15 protein-coding genes and 1 pseudogene are annotated in these 16,247 nt (G+C 62.3%); 10 read left to right on the top strand and 6 right to left on the bottom strand.

Going from position 1 to position 16,247, the window contains the following annotated elements; genetic code table 11:
- Positions 1–144: 144 nt before the first annotated feature.
- Together TU75_RS14735 and TU75_RS14730 are read right to left on the bottom strand one after the other, a co-directional pair.
- Positions 145–1,389 (bottom strand): saccharopine dehydrogenase family protein, encoded by a 1,245-nt coding sequence (locus tag TU75_RS14735; RefSeq protein ID WP_060549330.1) that lies wholly within the window; start codon positions 1,387–1,389, stop codon positions 145–147.
- A 28-nt stretch (positions 1,390–1,417) separates the two neighbouring features.
- Entirely contained in the window at positions 1,418–2,515 is a 1,098-nt protein-coding gene (locus tag TU75_RS14730) for a carboxynorspermidine decarboxylase (protein ID WP_003232314.1), read from the bottom strand.
- 354 nt (positions 2,516–2,869) lie between these two features.
- On the opposite strand from TU75_RS14730, the gene TU75_RS14725 reads away from it, so the two are divergent.
- From TU75_RS14725 to TU75_RS14700, 6 genes are read left to right on the top strand one after another with little or no spacing between them, the layout of a single operon-like run.
- Positions 2,870–3,889, top strand: coding sequence for a LacI family DNA-binding transcriptional regulator (locus TU75_RS14725; RefSeq protein WP_003232316.1), 1,020 nt, complete (start codon positions 2,870–2,872; stop codon positions 3,887–3,889).
- On the top strand, positions 3,873–4,877 hold the full coding sequence (locus TU75_RS14720) for an ABC transporter substrate-binding protein (RefSeq protein WP_060549329.1): 1,005 nt from the start codon (positions 3,873–3,875) through the stop codon (positions 4,875–4,877). The genes TU75_RS14725 and TU75_RS14720 overlap by 17 nt, the downstream gene beginning before the upstream one ends.
- A complete protein-coding gene (locus tag TU75_RS14715) occupies positions 4,878–5,693 on the top strand; it encodes an ABC transporter permease (RefSeq protein ID WP_060549328.1) in 816 nt (271 codons plus the stop codon).
- Positions 5,690–6,484, top strand: coding sequence for an ABC transporter permease (locus TU75_RS14710; protein WP_060549327.1), 795 nt, complete (start codon positions 5,690–5,692; stop codon positions 6,482–6,484). The genes TU75_RS14715 and TU75_RS14710 overlap by 4 nt, the downstream gene beginning before the upstream one ends.
- Positions 6,481–7,512: an ABC transporter ATP-binding protein gene (locus TU75_RS14705; protein WP_060549326.1), complete on the top strand. Its 1,032-nt coding sequence runs from the start codon at positions 6,481–6,483 to the stop codon at positions 7,510–7,512. The genes TU75_RS14710 and TU75_RS14705 overlap by 4 nt, the downstream gene beginning before the upstream one ends.
- Before the next feature lie 10 nt (positions 7,513–7,522).
- On the top strand, positions 7,523–8,356 hold the full coding sequence (locus TU75_RS14700; RefSeq protein ID WP_015372342.1) for a phosphodiesterase: 834 nt from the start codon (positions 7,523–7,525) through the stop codon (positions 8,354–8,356).
- Between the two features lie 562 nt (positions 8,357–8,918).
- Here the strand turns inward: TU75_RS14700 and TU75_RS14695 are convergent.
- Positions 8,919–10,571: a sensor domain-containing diguanylate cyclase gene (locus TU75_RS14695; protein ID WP_003232327.1), complete on the bottom strand. Its 1,653-nt coding sequence runs from the start codon at positions 10,569–10,571 to the stop codon at positions 8,919–8,921.
- A 131-nt stretch (positions 10,572–10,702) separates the two neighbouring features.
- Between TU75_RS14695 and TU75_RS14690 the strand changes: the two genes are divergently transcribed.
- Positions 10,703–11,308 (top strand): LysE family translocator, encoded by a 606-nt coding sequence (locus TU75_RS14690; protein ID WP_060549325.1) that lies wholly within the window; start codon positions 10,703–10,705, stop codon positions 11,306–11,308.
- 97 nt (positions 11,309–11,405) lie between these two features.
- A pseudogene (locus TU75_RS14685) lies at positions 11,406–12,455 on the top strand (5-methyltetrahydropteroyltriglutamate--homocysteine S-methyltransferase); the annotation flags it as partial.
- 45 nt (positions 12,456–12,500) lie between these two features.
- On the opposite strand, the gene TU75_RS14680 reads toward TU75_RS14685, so the two are convergent.
- A complete protein-coding gene (locus TU75_RS14680) occupies positions 12,501–13,655 on the bottom strand; it encodes an acetyltransferase domain-containing protein (protein ID WP_060549409.1) in 1,155 nt (384 codons plus the stop codon).
- Positions 13,656–13,815: 160 nt separating this feature from the next.
- Here TU75_RS14680 and yfcF point away from each other — a divergent pair, with 160 nt between their 5' ends.
- On the top strand, positions 13,816–14,460 hold the full coding sequence (gene yfcF / locus TU75_RS14675) for a glutathione transferase (protein WP_060549324.1): 645 nt from the start codon (positions 13,816–13,818) through the stop codon (positions 14,458–14,460).
- On the opposite strand, the gene TU75_RS14670 is transcribed toward yfcF, so the two are convergent.
- On the bottom strand, positions 14,423–14,695 hold the full coding sequence (locus TU75_RS14670) for a hypothetical protein (RefSeq protein WP_060549323.1): 273 nt from the start codon (positions 14,693–14,695) through the stop codon (positions 14,423–14,425). The genes yfcF and TU75_RS14670 overlap by 38 nt on opposite strands.
- Positions 14,696–14,917: 222 nt before the next feature.
- Here TU75_RS14670 and TU75_RS14665 point away from each other — a divergent pair, with 222 nt between their 5' ends.
- Entirely contained in the window at positions 14,918–15,250 is a 333-nt protein-coding gene (locus tag TU75_RS14665; RefSeq protein WP_003232338.1) for a hypothetical protein, read from the top strand.
- Between the two features lie 234 nt (positions 15,251–15,484).
- Here the strand turns inward: TU75_RS14665 and TU75_RS14660 are convergent, their stop codons facing one another.
- Complete coding sequence (locus TU75_RS14660) at positions 15,485–16,231, bottom strand: creatininase family protein (protein WP_003232340.1); 747 nt, start codon at positions 16,229–16,231, stop codon at positions 15,485–15,487.
- Positions 16,232–16,247: the final 16 nt, after the last annotated feature.

Here is a 16,247-nt window from a genome sequence, read left to right as displayed (position 1 = left end):
ATGGAAATGTGTTAACTGACACATTGCCATCGGGGGCCAGCCCCTCCCACATTTGGATCTCCGGTGTTTTGGGAATCGTTACTCACCCCCAACAAAAAATGCGCCCCTGAGGGCGCATTTTTTTGTTCGGTCAGCTATCGCCTATCAGGCAATCGCATCCCAGGCCCGATCACCTTTCTCATCCTTGATCCGGGTCGGCAAGCCCATCACGTCCAGCGCTTTCAGGAACGGCTCAGCCGGCAGTTCCTCGACGTTGGCCATGTGTTTCACGTCCCACTCGCCACGGGCAACCAGCAGCGCTGCTGCAACCGGTGGCACGCCTGCGGTGTAGGAGATGCCCTGGCTGTCGGTCTCGGCGAAGGCTTCTTCATGGCAGGCCACGTTGTAGATGAACATCTCACGTGGTTGGCCGCCCTTGGTGCCTTTGACCAGGTCACCGATGCAGGTCTTGCCGGTGTAGCCAGGTGCGAGCGAAGACGGGTCGGGCAGCACGGCCTTGACCACTTTCAACGGCACCACTTCCAGGCCTTCGGCGGTCTTGACCGGCTTTTCGGACAGCAAGCCGAGGTTTTTCAGCACATTGAACACGTTGATGTAGTGTTCGCCGAAGCTCATCCAGAACCGCACGTTGGGCACGTCGAGGTTTTTCGACAGCGAGTGCACTTCATCGTGGCCGGTGAGGTAGAGGTTCTGCGAACCGACTACCGGCAGGTCGTCGGTTCGTTTGACTTCGAACATGGTGTTGCTGGTCCACTGGCTGTTCTGCCAGCTCCACACCTGCCCGGTGAACTCGCGGAAGTTGATTTCCGGGTCGAAGTTGGTGGCAAAGTATTTGCCATGGCTGCCAGCATTGACGTCGAGAATGTCGATCGAATCAATGCGGTCGAAATGCTGTTGCTGCGCCAGCGCGGCATACGCGTTGACGACACCCGGGTCGAAGCCCACGCCAAGGATGGCGGTGATGTTCTTCTGTTTGCACTCTTCCAGGTGGTTCCATTCGTAGTTGCCGTACCACGGCGGGGTCTCGCAGACCTTGCCCGGCTCTTCGTGAATGGCGGTGTCAAGGTAGGCAACGCCCGTGTCGATGCAGGCACGCAGTACCGACATGTTGAGGAACGCGGAACCCACGTTGATGACGATCTGCGATTCGGTCTCGCGGATCAGGGCCTTGGTCGCTTCCACGTCCAGAGCGTTCAGCGCGAAGGCCTGGATGTCGGCGGGTACCTTGAGGCTACCCTTGGCCTTGACGCTGTCGATGATGGCCTGGCATTTGGAGATGTTGCGCGACGCGATAGCAATACGACCGAGTTCGTCGTTGTGCTGCGCGCACTTGTGGGCCACCACCTTGGCGACACCTCCTGCACCAATGATAAGAACGTTCTTTTTCAATTGCTTTATTTCTCCTATATCCGCCAGCTTACGAAAGGCTGGACAGGTAGTCGTCGTAACCAAATTCACGAACCACTTCGACTGTACCGTCGAGTTGTTTCACTACGATGGACGGCATTTTCAGGCCGTTGAACCAGTTTTTCTTGACCATGGTGTAGCCTGCGGTGTCGATGAACGACAGCCGATCGCCGATGGCCAACGGACGATCAAATTGATACTCGCCGAAGATGTCCCCGGCCAGGCAGGATTTGCCGCACACCATATAGGTGTGCTCACCCTCGCTCGGCGCCAGCTTGGCGTTGAGACGGTAGATCAGCAGGTCCAGCAGGTGGGCTTCGATGGAGCTGTCGACCACGGCCAGGTGCTTGCCGTTGTAGAGGGTGTCGAGCACCGTCACTTCCAGGGACGCACTGTTGGTGATCGCCGCTTCGCCCGGTTCCAGGTAGACCTGCACGCCGTACTTCTCGGAGAACGCCTTGAGCCGCGCGCAGAACGCATCCAGCGCATAGCCTTCACCGGTGAAGTGGATGCCGCCGCCGAGGCTGACCCACTTGACCTTGTGCAGCAGCGCGCCAAAGCGTTCTTCGATGGTGCCGAGCATTTTGTCGAACAGGCTGAAGTCGCCGTTCTCGCAGTTGTTGTGAAACATGAAACCGGAGATCTGCTCGATCACGCCGTCGATCTTCACCGGGTCCCACTCGCCCAGGCGGCTGAACGGGCGCGCCGGGTCGGCCAGCAGGTAGTCGGAGCTGCTCACCTGCGGGTTCACGCGCAGGCCACGGGTCTTGCCTTCGCTGCGTTCGGCGAAGCGCTGCAACTGGCTGATGGAGTTGAAGATGATCTTGTCGCAGTTTTCCAGCATCTCTTCGATTTCATCGTCGGCCCAGGCCACGCTGTAGGCGTGCGCTTCGCCCTCGAACTTCTGGCGGCCGAGCTTGAGCTCATACAGCGACGACGACGTGGTGCCGTCCATGTATTGCTGCATCAGGTCGAACACCGACCAGGTGGCAAAGCACTTCAGTGCCAGCAGAGCCTTGGCGCCGGACTGCTCGCGCACGTAGGCAATCTTCTGCATGTTGACCAGAAGCTTCTGTTTGTCGATGAGGTAATACGGCGTTTTGATCATTTTTGAGAGCCTGCGGCGGTGCCTGCCAAAAAAGGACACGCATTGTGCCCGCACTTGGACAGGATCGAAAGGTTAGCGAGCGGATTTTGCCGCGCCGGTTTTTGACGATACCCGGCGATTATGACCATCCATGGGCATACATCGAGCCTGTGTGGGAGCGGGCTCGCTCGCGAAGGCGCTGGGTCAGTCACAGCAACATTGACTGATGCGGCCCTTTCGCGAGCAAGCCTGCTCCCACATATGCATTTTTTGCACATGAATTCACTGACATCAAACCGTCATCTCTTCACCACCGTCCTGCCATATTCCCCCGTTACTGTCCTCGCCAATGAGATCGATCTCAAGCGAGTGACCATGCCTGATCTGAAAGACGTTGCGCGCCTGGCCGGCGTGTCCCGTGCCACCGCCGCGCGCACCTTTGCCTCTCCCGACCAGGTGCGTCCGACTACCCGTGAACAGGTGTTCGCCGCCGCCCGTGAGTTGGGGTTTCGGCCCAACCTGCTGGGCCGTCAGCTGCGCCTGCAAACCACGCAACTGATCGGCGTGGTGGTGCCCAACCTGCTCAACCCGGTGTTCGCCGAACAGTTCCAGGCCATGGAGCGCGCCGCGCGGTTGCGCGGCTACAGTCTGTTGCTGGCGACCACCGACTACAGCAGCGAGCGCGAGAGCATTGTGGTGGAAGAGTTGCTGCGCCAGCGCGTGGACGGGCTGGTACTGACCGTCACCGACGCCGAGAGCAACAATGTGCTCAACAGCCTGGCCAGCGAGCAGACGCCGTTCGTGCTGGCGTACCACCAACCCAGCAACCCCGATTACAGCGCTGTGTCAGTGGACAACCGCGCCGGCATGGCCCTGGCCACCCGTTACCTGCTGGATGCGGGACACCGGCGCATCAGCATGGTCGCCGGCCCCGCGTTGCAGTCCGACCGTGCGCGCCTGCGCCATGCCGGCTACTGCGATGCGATGAAAACCGCGGGCCTCAACAGCCGCCCGGTGATCGAAATGCCTGCGCACACCCAGGCCGAATTCGCCGCTATCGAACCGTTTCTGACCGGCCCCGACGCGCCGACAGCACTGCTGTGTTCCAACGATTTCCTCGCCATCAGCCTGATTGCCGAGCTGCGCCGCAATGGCTGGAACGTGCCCGGGCAACTCTCGGTGATGGGCTTTGACGGCATCACCCTCGGCACGCAGCTGCACCCCACGTTATGCAGCGTGGTGCAGCCCATCGCGCTGCTCGCCGGCACCGTGATTGACCAGTTGCTGGCGCAGATCGCCGGCAACGCGCCGATTTCCCATTGTCTGCCTTGCCATATCCGGCCGGGCGAAAGCACTCAACCCCATGAGGACACCCCTGATGCGCACACTCCGTAAAACCCTGGCCGCCGCGCTGCTGTGTGGCATGGCAAGCCTGGCCCAGGCCGCCGACACCGCGATCTGCTACAACTGCCCGCCGGACTGGGCCGACTGGGGCACCCAGCTCAAAGCCATCGCCGCGCAGACCGGCGTGCAGGTGCCGCTGGACAACAAGAACTCCGGCCAGTCCCTGGCGCAGTTGGTCGCCGAAAAAGCCGCGCCGGTCGCCGACGTGGTCTATTACGGCGTGACCTTCGGCCTGCAGGCGCAAAAGGCTGGCGTGGTCGAGGGCTACAAACCCAAGGGTTGGGAACAGGTTCCCGCCGGTCTCAAAGACCCGTCCGGGCAGTGGTTCGCGATCCACTCCGGCACCCTGGGCATCATGGTCAACGTCGATGCCCTCGGCGGTCTGCCCGTGCCGCAAAGCTGGGCGGACTTGCTCAAGCCTGAATACAAAGGCATGGTCGGCTACCTGGACCCGTCCAGCGCGTTTGTCGGTTACGTCTCGGCGGTCGCGATCAACCGCGCGCTGGGGGGCGATCTGGACAACTTCGCGCCGGCCATCGACTACTTCCAGAAGCTGGCGAAAAACGCCCCTATCGTGCCCAAGCAGACGGCCTATGCGCGGGTGTTGTCCGGCGAGTTGCCGATCCTGGTGGACTACGACTTCAACGCCTACCGCGCCCGCTACAAGGACAACGCCAACGTCGCCTTCGTGATCCCCAAGGAAGGCAGCATCAGCGTGCCCTATGTGATGAGCCTGGTGGCGAATGCGCCGCACCGCGCCAACGGTGAAAAGGTCCTCGACTTCGTATTGTCCGATGCAGGCCAGGCGTTGTGGGCCAAGGCCTACCTGCGGCCGGTGCGCCCGGTGCAGATGCCGGCCGACGTGGCCGCGCAGTTCCTGCCCGACAGCGACTACGCCCGTGCCGGCGTGGTGGACTATCAGAAAATGGCCGCCGTGCAGGAAGCCTTCGCCGCCCGCTACCTCAACGAGGTCAAGTAAGTGGCCTCGACCCCTCGCGCCGCCTGGGCACTGGCCCCGGCCTTTGCGCTGTTGCTGGCGTTCTGGCTATTGCCGCTGGCGCACCTGATGCTGCTCGGCGGCCAAAGCCGCGACAGTCAAGGCAGCGGTTACTGGCAGGTGCTGAGCAGTGCGCAATACCTGGGCAGCCTGGTGCAAACCTGTGCGCTGGCCGTCGTCGTGACGCTGACGGCGTTGGTGATCGGCGGCATCAGCGGTGTATTTCTGGCACGCCAGCAGTTTTCCGGACGCTCGGCGCTGGTCGCGCTGCTCACCTTTCCACTGGCATTTCCCGGCGTGGTGGTGGGGTTTCTGGTGATCCTGCTGGCCGGGCGCCAGGGCCTGTTCGCCGCGCTGGGCCTGCAACTGGCCGGTGAGCGCTGGATCTTTGCCTACTCGTTGGTGGGGCTGTTCGTCGGCTACCTGTACTTCTCGATTCCACGGGTGATTCTCACCGTGATGGCGGCGTGCGAAAGCCTCGACCGCAGCCTGGAAGAGGCCGCGCATTCGCTGGGGGCAGGGCACTGGCGCGTGGTATGCGATGTGATCATCCCTGGCCTGGCGCCGGCGCTGGCCTCGTGTGGCGCGATCTGCTTCGCCACCTCCATGGGCGCCTTCGGCACCGCCTTTACCTTGGGCACGCGCCTGAACGTCACACCGGTGGCGATCTACAACGTGTTCACCAATTACGCCAACTTTGCCGTCGCCGCCGCCTTGTCGGTGGTGCTGGGGGCGGTGACCTGGGCCGTGTTGCTGCTGACCCGGCGCCTGGTGAAAAACGCGGGGACGGTTCTGTGAAACGCTCATCGTTGTTTGTGCTGCAACTGCTGTTCACCCTGCTGGTATGCGCCTTCATGCTGGTGCCGGTGCTGCTGTCGTTGATGGCGGGGCTGACGCGCAATTTCTTCGTCGGGCTCTCCAGCGGCCTGACCTTCGACTGGCTGGTCCAGGTATGGCAGGCCTATTCGCCCACGGTGTGGTTGTCGCTGCAACTGGCCCTGGCCTGCGCGGTGTGCGTGTGCGTGGTGGGCGTGCCAGCGGCCTACGCGCTGGTACGCATGAACAACCGCTTCAGCCGCGCCTTCGAGGAGTTGATGGTGCTGCCGGTGGCAATGCCGGGCCTGGCCAGTGCGTTGGCGTTGTTGCTCACCTATGGCCAGTTCGGCGCGTTCCGCAGCAGTTGGCTGTTCATCCTCGTCGGCCATGTGCTGTTCACCCTGCCGTTTCTGGTGCGTCCGGTGATGGCGGTGATGCAGCGTCAGCAACTGCCGGTGCTGGAAGAGGCCGCCGCAAGCCTGGGGGCAGGGCCGATCAAGCGTTTTTTCAGCGTGGTGGTGCCCAACTGCCGGGCGGGGATTCTTGCCGGTGTGCTGATGGTGGTCACCCTCTCGCTGGGTGAGTTCAACCTGACCTGGATGCTGCACACGCCGATGACCAAGACCTTGCCGGTGGGCCTGGCCGACAGCTACGCCTCGGCGCGCCTGGAAATCGCCAGTGCCTACACCCTTATCTTTTTGCTGATGATCGTGCCGCTGCTGATCGCGTTGCAGGCCATCAGCGCCCGTTTGTCTCGTGGAGAGCGTCGATGACCGCTATCACTATTCGCCTCAAGGGCTGTCGCAAGGCGTTTGCCGACGGCACCGTGGCCGTGCACAACCTTGATCTGACCGTCGAAGGCGGCGAAACCCTGGCCATTCTCGGCCCCTCCGGCTGCGGTAAAACCACGACCTTGCGCTTGATGGCCGGCTTGGAACGGCCCGATGTGGGGCAGGTGTTTTTCGGCGATCAGGACGTCACCCGCCTGCCCATCGAGCGCCGCGACGTGGGCATGGTGTTCCAGAACTACGCGCTGTTTCCCAACCTGGATGTGGCCGGCAATATCGTCTACGGCCTGAAGATTCGCGGCCTGTCGGCGCTGGAGCGCAACAAGCGCTGTGACGAGTTGCTGGAGCTGGTGGGGTTGCACAATCACGGCCGGCGCAGCATTCACGAACTGTCGGGCGGGCAGCGTCAACGCGTTGCCCTCGCTCGCGCCCTGGCGCCGCGTCCCAAGGTGCTGTTGCTCGATGAGCCGCTGGCCGCCCTCGATGCCCAGCTGCGTGAGCGTCTGCGCAGCGAGCTGAATGAACTGCTGCGCGGTCTCGGTATTACCTCGGTGTTTGTCACCCACGACCAGGGCGAAGCCATGGCCCTGGGCGATCGTATTCTGGTGATGGAGCAGGGCCGCGTGGCCCAGTTGGCGAGCCCCCGGGAAATCTATCAACAGCCGGCGAATGCGTTTGTCGCAGGCTTCGTGGGCAACCTGAATGCATTTCAGGTGATCGCGCAATCGCCCAGGGGCCTGACGGTGTGCGGGGGCGAGTTGCCGTGGCAGGCGGGCGAAGTGCCCGCCACCGTGTATTGCCGCCCCGAGCACCTGCGGGTGATGGACGGCGAGGGGCACCTGCACGGGCGTCTGCTGGCGCAGTTTTTCCAGGGCGCGCAAAGCCGTCTGCTGGTGGATGTGGGCGGCCCGCAACCATTGCTGGTGGACAGCAGCGACAACCAACTGCATGCCGTCGGCGCACCGATTGCCCTGGCGATCACGCCGCACATGTTGTTTACCCTCAATGCATGAGAGTTTGCCTGTGAACAGTCCGTTTCTGGTTGCGCAAATCAGCGACCTGCACCTCAAAGCCGGCCAGCGCCTGACCTATGGGGTCGTCGATACCCTGGGCGCGCTGCGCCGTGCCGTCGACCATCTGAACGCCAGCCACCCGCGCCCCGATATCGTGGTGATCAGCGGCGACCTGGTGGACTTCGGCCGCGCCGATGAATACGCGGTGCTGCACCCTGAACTCGCACGCCTGCACATGCCTTGCTACCTGGTGCCCGGCAACCACGACGCGCGCGGGCCGTTGCTGGACGCGTTTGCCGATCACGCCTACTTGCCGCGTTCGGCGCAGGCGCCCCTGGACTGGGTGGTGGATGACCATCCGCTGCGCTTGATCGGCCTGGATTCGACGATCCCGGGCAGCCATGGCGGGCAGTTGCTCGACAGCCAGTTGCAGTGGCTCGACGCACAACTGGCGCTGCGCCCGCACGCGCCGACGCTGCTGATCCTGCACCATCCGCCGTTCATCAGCGGCATTGGCCATATGGACCGTGAGCCGTTTATCAATGCGACGGCCCTGGAGCAACTGATCGCCCGTCATCCACAGGTGGAGCGCTTGTTGTGCGGGCACCTGCACCGGCCGATGCAGCGGCGTTTCGGTGGCAGCCTCAGCTGCGTATGCCCCGGCACCTCCCACCAGATCGTGCTGGATCTGCAGGACGCGGCCCCGGCGCATTTCAACCTGGAGCCGGCCGGGTATCTGTTGCATCGCTGGGAGGCGCAGCAGGGGTTGGTCAGCCATAACGGTGTGTTCGGGGAGTACCCCGGGCCGTATCCGTTTTATGACGCCCAGGGATTGATTGACTGAGGGTTTAAAAACCGTTTGCGAGCAAGCCTGTTGTGGTGAGCGGGCAAGCCCCAATGCCGTTCAGTTAAGCCAGCGTGATGCTCAAAGCAACGAACGGTGCGACTTTTCGGTGTACATATCCGTTGCTGCGGTGATGGCGACTTAGGGTTCCGCCCTTACGGCGGCTCACTTCTCGGCACCTTGCTCAGGCTCGGCCAGCGTGTTTGACGGGGCGCCTAAGATCAAAAGCAAAAGCGTGGCGGCCATAGAGCTGACCGGTATGGGTGAGTGTGAACGCGATCAAATGTGGGAGCGGGCTTGCCCGCGAAGGCGTCGGCCCAGCAAACATTGAGTCGACTGACCCACCGCTTCCGCGGGCAAGTCGCACCGCCGCTCCCACAGGGGATTTACGCTTAACTGTGGCGAGCAGGCTTGTCCTGCGTTGGCGTGCGAAGCGCCCCCATCAAGGCGCACGCGTTCGACCTGACAGTGCTCAGAGCATGGTCTTGGGGCTGCTGCGCAGCCCAACGCGGGGCAAGCCCGCTCGCCACGGGGGATTGTCTGAAATGGCTTGCGGGGCAGATTATTTGACGGGGGCTACCCGATTGCGGCCTTTCGCCTTTGCTTCATATAGCTGCAGATCGGCGCGGGTCAGCAGGGCGCGGGTGTCGCGGTCTGATGGTTCGGCGATGCTCACGCCGATGCTTACGGTCACCTGCCCAACCCCCTCGAACATCGCTTCGGCAATCGCCGCGCGGATATTCTCGGCCACCACGTCGGGGCTGTCCGGGGCTTCTACGGTGGGCAGCAGCACCGCAAATTCCTCGCCGCCGTAACGGGCAACAAAGTCGGTAATGCGGGTGGTGCTCTTGATCAGTTGCGCGAGTTGGCGCAGCACGTCATCGCCCACGGCATGGCCGTAAGTGTCGTTGATCTGCTTGAAGTGGTCGGCATCGATCAGCAGCAGGGCAAAGGTGCGCCCGGTGCGCTGAAAGAGCAGGCTGCTTTCGGCCAGTTTTTCATCGAAGCGGCGACGGTTGTACACGCCGGTCAGCGCATCGTGGGTGGCCAGGTTGAGCAGGTCGGCATTGGCTTGGGTGAGGTCGGCGGTGCGTTGCGCGACGGTCGCTTCGAGGAAGGCATTGGCATCCTGCAACTGACGCTCCTTGGCCAGCAGCGATTGGGTCATGCCGGTGAGTGAGCGGCCCAGTTGAGCGATCTCCAGTACCGCGTGATCCTGCGGGAATACGGCGCCGGGCTGCTGGTCCTGCACGCGTTTGGCGGACCTGGCCAGGCGCTCGATGGGGCGGCTGAGGGAGGAGGCCAGGTAATAGGCCGCCAGCACAAACACCAGGGCGGCGAGCACGCCGAGCAGCAGCAATTTGTAGAGCAGGGTGCGCGCCGGTTGCAGCGCGACGTCCAGGGGTTGGCGCAGCATGATGTACCAGGTCACTTTGGCGTTGGACGGGCTGGGCACCGCGACCGATGCAGTGACATAGCCTTTGCCCGTGGACCAGCCAGACGCGGTGTTCAGTTTGTCCGTTGCCATCTGTTCACCAGCAAGCAGTTCGGGGTACAGCACCTTGCCGTCGAAGTCGACGATCAGCGCTTCGATCTCGGGAAACGCATCTTTTTGCATCACGGCCGAATCGACGATCTGCGTGATCCAGCGCCAGTGCGCGTGGGCGCCCAGCACACCAATGGTCTGGCCCTGGGCATTGAGCAGCGGTGCGGCAAAATCGATAAAGCGCAGCGGCTCGCCGTTGTCCGGGCCCGGCAGCAGTTTGGCCAGCAGCACGGCCTCGTGGGGATCACCGGTGTATTCACCGCGCATGCCTGCCTGAAACCAGGGGCGCTGGCCGACCGACTGGCCCACCAGCAGCCCGTTCGCCGCCTGGTGCACGCGGCCGTCTGCGTCGGCCACGCCCATCCACGCGTACTCGGCGCGCGAGCGCGTGCGCAGTTCCATCAGAGTAAGGATGTCCGGCTGATCCAGATCGCCGCGGCGAAACAACGGTGCCTGGCTCAGCAGCGAGACTTCCAGCTGACGTTCGCGCAACTGCACGGCCAGCAGCGCCGCCGTGGAGCGCGCCGTGCTCAGCAGCGCATTGCCGCTGGCCTGCTTCATCTGCTCGGTGGCGATATGGCCCACGTAAAAGCCCACGCTCAACAAGGTGAGCAATGACAGCCCGGCAAACCAAAGGGTCAGGTGACTACGCAGGCTGGCTTTGATCATGGCGGCTCATTTGAGTATTTGTTTGGCAGCATAGTACCCGTAATGAATCACCGATCACCTACCACAAACGTACAAGATCGAGCGATACACGCCTGGATAGACTCGCCGCATCACTTCTCACGAGGTCTGCCATGGACATTTTTCTCTACGCCTTCAGCGTCATGTACAGCCCGGGGCCCGTCAACCTGATGGGCCTGAATGCCGGGCTCACCGGAAAGTTGCGTCGTTCCAGCGGTTTCTACCTGGGTGTGGGCTGCGCCATGCTGCTGATGTTCGTGCTGTTTGGCTACACCGGTGAAGCGATCGTTTCGCAGGCGGCGCTGCCCTATATCTCGTTGATCGGCGGTGCCTACACGCTGTACCTCGCGTATCAGGTGTTCACCGCGCGCACGGTGGTTGAAGAGGACTCGGCCGCGCCGATCAAGGCACTTACCTTCTGGAACGGCCTGGTGATCCAGTTGCTCAACCCCAAGGGCATTGTGGCGGTGTTACCGATCACCAGTGTGATGTTGCCGGCGGCGCATATCACCGGCGCCTCCATCTTTGGCGTTTCGGCCCTGCTGGCGTTGGGCGCGGTGGGTGCGCCCTGGGTCTATGCGTTGCTCGGCGCGCTGCTGGGGCGGCGGATCAGCGGCGCGGCGGCGTTCACCTGGTTCAATCGCTGCATGGGGCTGGCGCTGGCGGCCTGCGCCGGGTTCATGTTCCACGGGTTTTATCTGCACCTGAGCGCAACATGAGTAAAACTTGTGATGATCTGGAATTTAACGAGTTTGTCTCATCATTCAAATCTGTCGACAATGGTTGCCATCCTTATCGACATCGGAGTTGCACGTCATGGCAGTCGCTCATTCCCTCGGGTTTTCACGCATTGGACGTGATCGCGAACTGAAAAAAGCGCGGGAAGCGTTTTGCCTGGGAGAGCTCGACGAAGCCGGCCTGCGCGCCGTTGGCCGTGACCTGCGCAAGGCCCAGTGGGCGCTGCAGAAAGGCGCCGGAATCGAACTGCTGCCGGCCGGTGATTTCGCCTGGCACGACCAGGTGCTGACCCACTCGCTGATGTTCGGCGTGATCCCCGAGCATGTGCGCCCGGCGGACGGCAAGGCGACCTTGCAGACGCTGTTCGATGTGGCCCGCGCCGTCAGTGAGCGCGGACAGTGGTTCGACACCCCCTGCCTGGCGCCGGAATTCAGCGTCGACCAGCAGTTCCAACTGGGGTGGGAGCAGTTGTTCGAAGAAGTGCAGGAAGCACAGGAACTGGGCCACAGCGTCAAACCGGTGGTGATCGGCCCGCTGACCTACCTGTGGCTGGGCAAGACCCAGGGTGCTGATTTTGACAAGCTCGACCTGCTGGATCGTCTGTTGCCGTTGTACGGCCAGATTTTCCAGCGCCTGGCGGACCTGGGCGTTGAGTGGGTGCAGATCGACGAGCCGATCCTGGTGCTCGACCTGCCGCAAGCGTGGAAGAATGCCTTTGAGCGCGCCTATAACCTGATCCAGCGCGACCCGCTGAAGAAACTGCTCGCCACCTATTTCGGTGGCCTGGAAGAAAACCTCGGCCTGGCGGCGAACCTGCCGGTCGACGGCCTGCATTTCGATTTAGTGCACGCACCGCAGCAGTTCCCGACCATCCTCGATCGGGTGCCGGGCTATAAAGTCCTGTCTTTGGGCGTGGTGAACGGCCGTGATTCTGCGCACTTCGATCTGGAAAACGCCCTGGCCACTGTTCAGCACGCTCATGAGCGTCTGGGGGATCGCTTGTGGCTGGCGCCGTCTTGCCCGTTGCTGCACGAACGGGTCGACCCGGGGGAAAACGCACTGGCGTTGGCTGCGCAGACCTGTTCGCAGGTGACGACACTGGCCCAGGCCGTCAACCAACCCCACGCGCCAAACGTACAGGCGACGCGTGCTGTGGCGTAATCCAATACCGGCTCAAAAATATTTGAGCCAGCCCAGGTCGCGCCGGCGTGCCTTGAGATTGGCAAACCAGCGCACGGGCAGGTACAGCGCCAACGGCAGCAGCAGGGCGACGAGCCAGATTGCGCCGATGCTGTCGAAACCGAAGTAGTTGCCGTGGTTGAGGCCGAACAGGGCGACGCAGGCGACATACAGCACTTTGAGTACATAAAGGTGCAGCAGGTAGAAGAACATCGGCGCCGAACCGAACACCGCCAGCACACCGATCCAGCGCTTGTGCCCGGCGCGTTCGAATGCCAGCAACAGCAGCAGGCCGATCCCCAGGGTCAAGGCCAGAAACAGCAGCGAAGGCGGGTACTTGGTCATGTTGAAAAAACTCATCAACGTCTGCACGCCAGTGTCATAGGCTTGCCACGGCTTCTCGCCATACCCGTTGAGCGACCGCAGCAGCACGAACCCCACCAACGCGCCAACGCCACCCAGCAGCAGGTAGCGCTGACGCAACGCCGCCGGCATGCCCGTGGCAAACCAGGGCCCCAGTCCGTAACCCAGGGCGATTACGCCGATCCACGGCAATACCGGATACGTCACGCGCAGGCGCAGGCTGTCGCTCACCTCGATCCAATTGCGTTCGTGCAGGATGGACCAGGCCTGTTGCAGCGCTGAACCTTGTGCGAAGTGCACGTCATCGAGCAGGTTGTGACCGCTGATGATCACCAGTGCCAACGCTATCAGCAGCGGTCGCGGCAACCACGCCAGCGCGGCGAGGGCGATCATGCTGATGCCGATCGCCCAGATCACCTGCATGTAAATCACGCTGGGTGGCAACTGGAAGGTCCACGCAAAACTGACTAGGGTGAACTCCAGCACCACCAGAAACAGCCCGCGCTTGAACAGAAACGCCGACACATCGCGAGTGCCCTGGTATTTCTGGCCGTAAAGCCAGGCCGACAAGCCGGTGAGCAGCACAAATACAGGTGCACACAAGTGGGCCAGGGTACGGCTCACAAACAGCGCAGGCTCGGTGCTGTCGATGCTCATGGGGTCGCCGACCTGGCGTTGCATCAAGAAAGTCTCGCGCACATGGTCGAGCAACATGAACAGAATCACCAGGCCGCGCAGGGCGTCGATGGAAAGCAGGCGTTGGCGTAGGGGAACAGCGTCAGTCATGGGCGGCATCGCAGGGCGGGGCGGAGAGAGGGCGTTATCCTATAACATTAAGCTGAGCGTTGGCGCGCTATTCCCGCCTGGAATGCCCCCATAAAAACCCTGCATTGTCTTTATCGCCGCACATCTCGTAGCGTGGCGACTCATCTCAAGGAGAACGCCCATGCACCAAGGCCCGCTGCGTCTGTATGTCGACTCGCTGTTCACCAGCCCTTACGCCATGTCGGTGTTCGTTACCCTGCGGGAAAAAGGCCTGGCCTTCGACACCGTCACCCTGGACCTGGACGCGGCGCAAAACCAGGCAGCTGACTTTGCCCGGCTGTCCTTGACTCAGCGTGTGCCGACACTGGTTGAGGGCGACTTTGCACTGTCGGAATCGTCGGCGATCTGCGAATACCTGGACGAGGCTTATCCTGCAATCGCCGTGTACCCGGCCGATCGGCGGCAGCGGGCGAGGGCGCGGCAGGTGCAGGCGTGGTTACGCAGCGACTTGCTGCCCATTCGCCAGGAACGGTCGACGCTGGTGGTGTTTTGCGGGCACACCATGCCGCCGTTGTCGCCGTTGGCTGCAGCGGCCGCACGCAAGCTGATCAGCGCGGCGCAGGCGTTACTGGCGGGGAATCCCGAGCACCTGTTTGGTGAGTGGTCGATTGCCGATGTGGACCTGGCCGTGATGCTCAACCGCCTGATCCTCAATGGTGACCCTGTGCCTGGCGAACTGGTGGCGTATGCGCAGCATCAGTGGCAGCGCCCCTCGGTGCAGGCGTGGGTCAATCTGCAACGCCCTGGGTCGCAGGGCGTTCAATGATGTGCGCGACCCGCCGGTCGAGGTCTTCCCAGTCAGCCATGCCCAGCACCCGCGTGGTGTTGAGGCCGCGCAGGTAGCCGCGCAACTGCTGGGCGCTGGCGTGCACTTGGCGCGCATCGGCGGCGGCATTCTGAAGCACGGTTTCATACTCGACCAGGTAGTCGGCGATCCGCTCGCGAAACTCCGGCAGTACGGCTTCGCGGATGCGGTCGAAGGTCTTCTGGTGGGGCTTCATGATGGGGTCCTTATCGTTATAGGCGGTGCACTATCGGTTCAGATAATAGTCACCATCATGCATCGCAAGTTCTGTTTTTGCAGGGAACATGGAAAATCAGCGCGTGATCCACGTCGGCAACTGCCGGTGATCAGCGTACGGGCCATTTGCTGGCACGCGTTGCTGGCGTAGACTTCGCGCCGGACTGAAGCGGATTTTTCTTTTATTGATGCAGGAAGGTGTATGCGCTCTTTTTTCGTACCCGTCATGGTGTTGGCGCTGGGCGGCTGTGTTACCGCCCCGAACGCTCCGTCGCTGACGCTGCAAACGGCCAAGTCCCCACAAGCCTATGTGCAGTGTTTGTTGCCTGAGCTTGAGAAACACGGCATCACTGCCACCGTGACGCAGAACTCGCGTCACGCCACGGTGCTGTTGAGCAGCAAGATTGCGGCCGACGATGTGCTGGAGGCGTACAAGTCCCAGGATGGCACCAAGGTCTCGTTGTATGAGCGCAAGCCGGTGGTTTCGGCGATCAAGCCATCACGGCTCGAGCTGGCGGCGAAGGCGTGCCAATAACGTTCTGATTTGCCCCTATTGCCATAGGCGAACGCTTCCTGTAACGAAGATCAAATGTGGGAGCGGGCTTGCCCGCGAAGACGTCGGCCCAGCAAACATTGACGTTGACTGACCCACCGCCTTCGCGGGCAAGCCCGCTCCCACAGGGATCTGCGTTTAACTCACTGGCATAGGGCAAGCCCGCTCGCCACAGTAAGCCCGCTCTTCACAGAAGCTCCAGTGTGCTGCGCTGCATTAAATACGTGCTTCGTTGCTGAAACTGTCCACGGCTTTGACCAGCCCAAGGGCCGCCAACGCCACCAGCTCACCGCCTTTTTCCACCGTCGCCAGGGCCGGGTCCGAGCCCATGCGGCCGTCGGGGAAGCGTGCGCGGAAGTCCAGTGCTTCGCGGATCGGCCCGGTGTTGGCGATCTGCGGCGAGTAATCGGCTGACTTGATCGACTCCGGATACGCCCATTGCGTCACGGCAATCTCCGAAGGCGTCGCATGGCTGCCGTGGCCCACTGGAAACTGACGGTGCGCCAGGTCGGTAACGCCTTCCAGGTCCCACCAGTTCACCAGTTTGAGGGCGAACCCGGCCGGGCGACGGGCGAAGCTGGCCTCGGCGTACAGTTCGGAAAACGCTGCTTCAATCGTCGCGATGTTGCCGCCGTGGCCGTTGAGAAACAGGATCTTCTCGAAACCATGCCCGGCCAGTGAGCGCACCCAGTCGCCGATGGCGGCAATAAAAGTGGAGGGGCGCAGCGAGATGGTGCCGGGGAACCCCAGGTGATGCTGGGCCATGCCGATATTGAACGTGGGACCGATCAGCATATCGGCGTGCTTTTGCGCCTCATGGGCGATGATTTCCGGGCACATCCAGTCGGTGCCCAGCAGACCGGTGGGGCCGTGCTGCTCGTTGGAGCCGATGGGGATGACCACCGTGCGGCTGCGTTCCAGAAACTGGCCAATCTCGATCCAGGTGGACGTGTGTAGAAGCATGGGACGCTCTCTTATC

Source organism: Pseudomonas poae (genome assembly GCF_001439785.1).
GTDB lineage: Bacteria > Pseudomonadota > Gammaproteobacteria > Pseudomonadales > Pseudomonadaceae > Aquipseudomonas > Aquipseudomonas poae.
The sequence above is the reverse complement of the archived record's forward strand: the minus strand, read 5'-3'. Positions and strand labels throughout refer to the sequence as shown.